The 7,783-nt window shown below is 68.7% G+C and carries 7 protein-coding genes; 2 read left to right on the forward strand and 5 right to left on the reverse strand.

Annotation, left to right across the window (positions count from 1 at the left end; all coding sequences use genetic code 11):
* Both rph and murI read right to left on the reverse strand, forming a co-directional pair.
* A complete protein-coding gene (gene rph, locus CXY76_RS01630; protein ID WP_104162529.1) occupies positions 1–735 on the reverse strand; it encodes a ribonuclease PH in 735 nt (244 codons plus the stop codon).
* Entirely contained in the window at positions 732–1,619 is an 888-nt protein-coding gene (gene murI / locus CXY76_RS01635; protein ID WP_104162538.1) for a glutamate racemase, read from the reverse strand. The genes rph and murI overlap by 4 nt, the downstream gene beginning before the upstream one ends.
* Positions 1,620–1,798: 179 nt before the next feature.
* Between murI and CXY76_RS01640 the strand changes: the two genes are divergently transcribed.
* Both CXY76_RS01640 and CXY76_RS01645 read left to right on the forward strand, forming a co-directional pair.
* Entirely contained in the window at positions 1,799–3,031 is a 1,233-nt protein-coding gene (locus CXY76_RS01640) for a beta-ketoacyl synthase (RefSeq protein WP_199190164.1), read from the forward strand.
* A 126-nt stretch (positions 3,032–3,157) separates the two neighbouring features.
* Positions 3,158–4,495, forward strand: coding sequence for a nicotinate phosphoribosyltransferase (locus CXY76_RS01645; RefSeq protein ID WP_104162531.1), 1,338 nt, complete (start codon positions 3,158–3,160; stop codon positions 4,493–4,495).
* Positions 4,496–4,502: 7 nt separating this feature from the next.
* Here CXY76_RS01645 and CXY76_RS01650 read toward each other — a convergent pair whose 3' ends face one another.
* From CXY76_RS01650 to CXY76_RS19800, 3 genes are all read right to left on the reverse strand, one after another.
* Positions 4,503–4,799, reverse strand: coding sequence for a DUF3039 domain-containing protein (locus CXY76_RS01650; RefSeq protein ID WP_104162532.1), 297 nt, complete (start codon positions 4,797–4,799; stop codon positions 4,503–4,505).
* An 18-nt stretch (positions 4,800–4,817) separates the two neighbouring features.
* Complete coding sequence (locus tag CXY76_RS01655; protein ID WP_199190165.1) at positions 4,818–6,392, reverse strand: hypothetical protein; 1,575 nt, start codon at positions 6,390–6,392, stop codon at positions 4,818–4,820.
* Positions 6,368–7,783 (reverse strand): ATP-binding cassette domain-containing protein (locus CXY76_RS19800; protein ID WP_369826044.1); only part of this gene is annotated, 1,416 nt, incomplete at its 5' end. The genes CXY76_RS19800 and CXY76_RS01655, both read right to left, overlap by 25 nt.

Genomic DNA, 7,783 nt, shown 5'->3' on the forward strand with positions numbered 1-7,783 from the left:
TCAGCGGCCCAGCGTGGTCTTCTGCAGATCGGTGAGCGTGATCGCCCCGCCGAGTGCCAGGTCGAGCAGGGAGTCCAGCTCGCTGCGGTCGAAGGGAGCGCCCTCGGCCGTGCCCTGAACCTCGATGAACTTGCCGCGGCCCGTGACGACGACGTTCATGTCGGTCTCGGCGCGAACGTCCTCGGTGTAGGCGAGGTCGAGCATCGGCACGCCGGCGATGATGCCCACCGAGACGGCGGCGACGCTGTCGGTGAGCGGCTGCGCCTTCTGGGCGATGAACTTCTTCTCGCGTCCCCATTCGAGGGCGTCGGCCAGGGCCACGTAGGCGCCGGTGATGGCGGCGGTGCGGGTGCCGCCGTCGGCCTGCAGCACGTCGCAGTCGATGACGATGGTGTTCTCGCCGAGCGCCTTCATGTCGACGACGGCGCGCAGGCTCCGGCCGATCAGCCGGCTGATCTCGTGGGTGCGGCCGCCGATGCGGCCCTTGACCGACTCGCGGTCCATGCGGGAGTTCGTCGAGCGGGGCAGCATCGAGTACTCGGCGGTGACCCAGCCCTTGCCCTTACCGGCCATCCAGCGCGGCACTCCGTTGGTGAACGACGCCGTGGCGAGCACCTTGGTGCGGCCGAAGGAGATCAGTGCGGATCCCTCAGCCTGGTCGCTCCAGCCGCGTTCGATGGTGACGGGGCGCAGCTGGTCGTTGGTGCGGCCATCGGCGCGCAGGATGTCGGTCACGGGTTCTCCTTGGAAGGACGGGGGCTGAATAGGCGGGATGGGGCGGTCGAGGCGGCCAGTCTGGTCACCTCGCTGAGGCTGATGGTGCCGGTCGCGACGAGGTCCACGTGGGAGATCTCCGGGCCGAGCAGGCGGTGGGCGAGTCGGAGGAAGTCGTCGGCGCTGTCGCCGGTGGCCTCGTAGCGGTAGCTTGGCGGGGCGGCATCCACCCGTTCGAGGCCCTGGCCCACCAGCACCCTGTAGACGTCGTTGGCGGTCTCGGTGTGGCTGGAGACCAGCGTCACCGCGTCACCCATGACATAGGAGATGACGCCGCGCAGGAACGGATAGTGGGTGCAGCCGAGCACAAGGGTGTCCACGTCGGCGGCCTTGAGCGGTGCGAGGTATTCCTCGGCGACGCGCAGCACCTCCGCGCCGGTGGTGACGCCGGATTCGACGAACTCCACGAAGCGCGGGCAGGCCTGCGAGAACAGCTGGATGTCGGTGGCCGCGGCGAACGCGTCGTTGTAGGCCCGGGAGTTCACGGTGCCCGCCGTGCCGACCACACCGACCCTCTTGTTGCGCGTGGTGCCCACCGCACGGCGCACCGCCGGCTGGATCACCTCGATCACCGGAACGCTGTAGCGCTCCCTGGCATCCCGCAACACGGCGGCCGAAGCGGTGTTGCAGGCGATTACCAGCAACTTCACATCCTGGGACACCAGGTCGTCGAGCACCTCGAGTGCGTACTCGCGTACGTCGGCGATCTTCTTCGGCCCGTAGGGCGAATGAGCGGTGTCGCCGATATAGAGGATCGACTCGTTGGGCAGTTGGTCCTTGATAGCCCGGGCGACGGTTAGTCCGCCGACCCCGGAGTCGAAAATCCCAATCGGTGCATCAGTCACGTCGATCAAGCCTAGCCGGGTTCGGCCTTCGGCCATGCTGGACACCGCCATATGCCCAGAACGGCCCAACGTACGTGGGGCGGAATATAGCCGTAACTACACTCGGCATATGGGCCAGGCCAACCAGGCAGAGCCCGCCACCGGAGACGTCCCTCGCGCCGTCTGAGGAGATGATCGTCATGAATGATCGAGTCGTAATCACTGGCCTGGGTGCGCTGACGCCCCTCGGTAATTCGTGGACTGAAACCTGGGACGGGCTGACCAACGGTCGCAGCGGCGTGGCCCGCATCACGCAGTTCGATGCCACCGACCTGCCCACCCAGATCGCCGGAGAGGTCACGGGCTTCGACCCGGCCACCCGGATGTCGATCAAGCAGGTCAAGCGCGCCTCCCGTGCGTCGCAGCTGGCCATCGCCGCCGCTCGCGAGGCCGTGGCGGACGCCGGCTTCGGCCCCTCGATGGAGGGCATCCACACCGGCGTCATCGTCAACAGCGCCGTGTCCGGCTACGCCGAGATCCAGGATGCCACCGAGCACGTCAACGCCGGCAGCCCCCGCCGCATCTCCCCCCGCTTCGTTCCGCAGTCGCTGATGAACATGGCCGCCTGCGAGATCGCCATCGACCTGGGCGTGCACGGCCCGGTGAACGCCAGCGCCCTGGCCTGCGCGAGCGGCGCCTACGCCCTTCTCGAGGCCCGCACCATGCTCGTCACCGGCGACGCAGACGTCGTCATCGCCGGCGGGGTCGAGGCCGCCATCACCCCGGTGATGTTCGCCGGGTTGAACGCCATGCACGCCGCGTCCACCCACAACGACGAACCCACCGAGGCCAGCCGCCCGTTCGACGCGAACCGCAACGGCCTGGTCTTCGGCGAGGGTGCCGTGGTGTTCGTCATGGAGCTGCTCTCCCACGCCCGCGCCCGCGGGGCCCGTGTCTACGCGGAGGTGCTCGGCGGAGCCCTCACCAGCGACGGCTTCAGCATCGTGGCGCCCGACCCGTCGGGCACCTACGCCAGCCAGGCCATCACCCGCGCCCTGGACCGGAGCCGGCTCAACCCGGCCGACATCGACATGATCGTGGCCCACGGCACCTCCACCCAGGCCAACGACAAGGCGGAGACCCTGGCCATCCGCAATTCGCTGCGCCACTTCGCCGACAAGATCTCCATCACCGCGCCGAAGTCGATGACCGGGCACATGATCGGCGCCGCCGGAGCCCTGTCCGCCCTGGTCGGCGCCCTGTCGATCAAGAACGGCATCGTTCCGCCCACGATCAACCTGCGCACTCCCGACCCGGATTGCACCCTGGACTACACGCCGCTCACCGCGCGCATCCAGCCCATCAAGCACGCGCTGGTCAACGCGTTCGGCTTCGGCGGCCAGAACTGCATCGTCGCCTTCGGCGCCCTGTAGGCCGCACCAGGCACCGCGAATTGCCGAAAACGGCCCCTTCGACGCATGTGAAGGGGCCGTTTCGCGCATCTCGGCGGCGGGAGAGTGTGCACTGCCCGGGCCGCGGCGGGCAGCTAGGCTTCTCGCGTGACCGAGACTTCTGCCTTTCGAACCGACCGCTACGAACTCACCATGGTGGATGCCGCGATCCAGAGCGGCACCGCGAACCGTGAGTGCATGTTCGAGGCCTTCGCCCGGCGGCTGCCCGCGGGCCGGCGGTACGGGATCGTGGCCGGCACCGGCCGGCTGCTCGAGCTGATCCGTGATTTCAGGTTCGGCGACGCCGAACTCGACTGGCTGCGCGCCAACAACGTGGTGCGCCCGCCCACCCTCGACTGGCTGGCGGACTACTCCTTCAGCGGCAACATCTGGGGTTACCGGGAAGGCGACGCCTATTTCCCGGGCTCCCCGCTGATCCAGGTCGACGGCACCTTCGCCGAGTGCGTCGTGCTCGAGACCCTGATCCTCAGCGTGCTCAACTACGACAGCGCCGTGGCCAGCGCCGCCGCCCGCATGGTGTCGGTGAGCCTGGGCCGGCCGCTGGCCGAGATGGGATCCCGTCGCACGGGCGAACACTCCGCCGTGGCCGCGGCGCGCGCCGCGTACATCGCCGGGTTCGCCTCCACCAGCAACCTCGAAGCCGGCCGCAGCTGGGGAATTCCCACCATGGGCACCGCCGCCCATTCCTTCACGCTGCTGCACGACACCGAAGAGGACGCGTTCCGCGCCCAGGTGGATGCGTTCGGCGCGTCGACCACGTTGCTCGTTGACACCTACAACATCGAGCGCGGCATCGAACTGGCCGTATCCGCGGCCGGCACCGGGTTGGGCTCGATCCGCATCGACTCCGGCGACCTGCCCACCGTCGCCGCCGCCGCGCGCGCCCAGCTGGACTCGCTCGGCGCCGTGAACACCCAGATCACCGTCACCAGCGACCTGGACGAGTACTCGATCGCGGCGCTCTCGGCGTCGCCGGTTGATGCGTTCGGGGTGGGCACCTCGCTCGTGACCGGGTCCGGCGCTCCGGCGGCCGGCATGGTCTACAAGCTGGTGGCGCACAAGAACGCGGCAGACGAGTGGGTCTCGGTGGCGAAAACCTCGGCCTCGAAGGCGTCGGTCGGCGGGCGCAAGAGCGCCCTGCGACTGCTGGACGCGACCGGCACCGCCCGAGAAGAAATTGTCATGGTGGCGACGAACGGCCCGACGGACGCACCGGTTGCGGCCCACGAACCCAGCAGCGCCGGTGCCACGGAGCGGCCGCTGCTGGTGCCGCTCATGGAGGCCGGGGTTGTCGACGAGCGCTACCTGGGCGCAGCCGGGACCCGGCTGGCCCGCGAGCAGAACGCCGCGGCCATGCGGGAGCTGCCGATCGACGCGTTCAGGCTCGGCCGCGGCGACGCCGTCATCCCGACGGCGTACCGCTAGCGACCGGTTAGTCCTGCTTCATCTTTTCGTAGATGGACTTGCAGGTCGGGCAGACCGGGAACTTCTCCGGGTCGCGGCCCGGCAGCCACTTCTTGCCACACAGCGCCTTGACCGGTTTGCCGGTCATCGCCGACTCGAGAATCTTGTCTTTGGGCACGTAGTGCGAAAAACGTTCGTGGTCGCCGGGCTCGATCTGCTCCTGGTTGAGCAGTTCCTCGAGTTCACGATCGAGGGTGGATGTTCCGCCACCAATTTCGGGGCCGCGGCCGGGCTCTGCGATGCTCGCGCGAATGTCGTGTGTCATGGAATCAAGTGTATGCAGCTACGCGCGCAATGCGGAGGAGAGCATTTCCGGGCCACGCCTTTCGAAGGTACGCGAGCCCAGCCACACCCCACCGATCAGCATGACGAAACCGATGCCGAGCCCCCAGTACAGAGCCGGCAGGTTCCACAGCGGATCCACGAAAACACCCAGCACGGCGCACACGATGGCCGGCAGGGCCACGACGATCGACCCGACGAAGGTGAATGACTGGATGATCGCGGCGGCGGTATCCGACGATTGCGGCTGCGCGAATGGGCTGTCACCGGGCTTTGTCGCCGGGTAGGGGAACCGGGCCGAGGTGAAGCTGGAGAAACCCAGACCGGCGAGCAGGATGCAGGTGCTCACGCCGAGCAGCCCGGGAAGCACCGCCCAGTCACCGTGAATGCTGACGCTGCCGGCCGAGCCGAGCCCGATCAACGGGATGCCCACGAAGAGCGCTGGAACGAGCCGGCCGACGCGGTCGGCCACCCCGCGCGGTCCGGAGACCACGTGCAGCCAGATGGCGGTGTGGTCATAGGCGACGTCGTTGTGCAGCGTCCAGCCGAGGAAGACGCACATGAGCGGTACGGGAACGAGGACGAGGTATTCGAAGGGCATCCCGGCGAAGACGAGAGGCAGGATGACCAGGACCGGCACGATCGGGATCATGATCAGCGAGACCCAGTACCGCGGGTCGCGGCCCCAGTAGGTGATGCTGCGGGCGGCGATGGCACCGATCGGGTTGTGCGGCATCCGGTCGAACCAGCCCAGACCGCCGTAAGCCTTGGCCTGCGCCTCGCGGCCCGGCGTGACGAGCATCCGGGCCACCAGACCCTGCCAGGCGAGCCAGAGCAGGTACACGGTCGCCGCGGCGATGAGGAGTTTGAGGAAGGCTATCCCCCAGTCCCCGACAGCGGCGTCACCCGGCACGGCCCAAGCCGCGCCCAGCGGCGTCCAGCCGAGGATGCTCGCGAAACCGCCGAGCATGTCCAGCCCGTACTTGCTCCAGTCCACGTTGACCAGCAAGACCACCACAGGGGTGATCATGACGATCAGCAGGATGCCGAGGATGCCGGTGAACTCGCGGGCCCGGCGGGTGGAGAGCAGGAACGCGGAGATGGACGTGCTCACCCTGGAGGCGAGCATGCAGGTCGCCAGCAGCAGCGCGGCCGCCGCAGTGGCGAACAGGATCTCCCCCCCTCCCCTGGACCAGGTCACGATGGTGCCCAGTAGCACCAGCGCGAGCGTGGTCGCCGGAACGCCGACCAGTGCGGACACGGCGAGGCCGAATGACAGCTGCTTGTTCGGGATGCCCAGGGTGGCGAACTTGCGCGGGTCCATGCTGTCGTCGACGCCGAAGACGAGCGGCACGAGGAAGAATCCGAGCACCACGAGCGAGCCGGCGACGGTGAGACCGTCCCGGATGGCGCCGATGTCGTCGACGAACCGGAACGCGATGAGCATGGCCACCAGGGCCGCAGCGACGAGCAGCCCGTAGAGCAGACCGAGCACCACTCCCACGACCTGCCAGGGGCTACGCCGGAACAGATTGGCGAGGAGCCTCAGTTTCAGTCCGAGAAATTGTGCAACCACTCCAGGCCCTCCGCAACCTTTCGTCCGCCGGCCAGGTCGACGAAACGCTCTTCGAGTGACACGTTGCCGCGCACCTCGTCGATAGTTCCCGCGGCCAGCACGGAGCCCTGCACGATGATCGCCACGTGGTCACAGACCCGCTGGATGAGGTCCATACCGTGGCTGGAGAGAATAACCGTTCCACCGGCCGCGACGTAGCGCTGCAGGATCTCGGTGACGTTCACGGCCGACACCGGGTCGACCGATTCGAATGGTTCGTCGAGCACCAGCACGCGCGGCGAATGGATCATCGCGCAGGCCAGGGCGATCTTTTTGGTCATGCCCGCCGAGTAGTCGGCGACCAGGCGGTTGAGGGCATCCTCGAGACCGAACGCCGCAGCCAGGTCCGCGGACCGGGCTCGCACCGTTTCGCTCTCGAGCCCCCGCAGCACGCCGGAGTAGTAGAGGAGCTGCGCACCGGTGAGCCTGTCGAACAGCCGAAGCCGGTCCGGGAGGACTCCGATGGTGCGCTTGGCGGCGAACGGGTCGGCCCACACGTCGATGCCGTGCACCTGGATCGAACCCGAGTCCGGCCGCAGCAGCCCGGTGATCATCGACAGCGTGGTGGTCTTGCCCGCACCGTTGGGACCGACGATGCCGTAGAACGACCCGGCCCGAACCTCGAGGTTGACGTCGGCGACGGCGACGTTCTGGCCGAAGCGCTTGTTCAGGCCGCTGACCGCGATCTCCACGGGTGTGAGCGCACCGATGACCGCGGATGCGCCGGTACGCGGGGCCAGCGGCTTGCGCACGACCGGCGGGATGCGCTGTGCCGTGGCACCGACGACGGGTTCCGGGACCGCGGTGGCATGGCTGGCGGTGTCTGCGGCCATGACGACGGGCGCCGTTGGCCGAGCAGGGGCGACAGCGGCCTCGGGGCTCGCGGGTGCCACGGCCTCCGTGCGCGCTGCTGCGCCGGGGTCGGTCGGGGCGGACCCTGCAGCGGGGTCCGGGGACACCGCCTCGGTCTGCTTCGGAGCGAACATGGGCAACCGCCAGAACGGTCGCCTCGACTGCCGGTCAGGCTCGGCGGCACGGGCGTTCGTCGCCGGTGCCGCGGTCAGCACCACGGTGTCGTCGGAATCCGGCGTTGCCGGCGTCGTCAAGACGGCGGTCTCGTCGTCGCCGGAGGGTGCGGGGGTGGCAGGGGCGATTGGCAGCACCATGGTGGCGTCGACGGCGGGCTCTGCCGGGACGGGCCTCTCAGTGACGGGCTTCACGGTGACGGGCTTAACGGCGACGGGCTCCACGGCGGGCTTCACGGCGACTGGCTCGGCAATAGCGGGCTCGGCAACGGCGGGCTCGGCGACGGCGGGCTTCGCAGCGACGGCACCGGCCGGTGCGTCGTCGAC

It is taken from the genome of Cryobacterium sp. N22, from assembly GCF_002929555.1.
In the GTDB taxonomy this organism is placed as follows: Bacteria; Actinomycetota; Actinomycetes; order Actinomycetales; family Microbacteriaceae; genus Cryobacterium.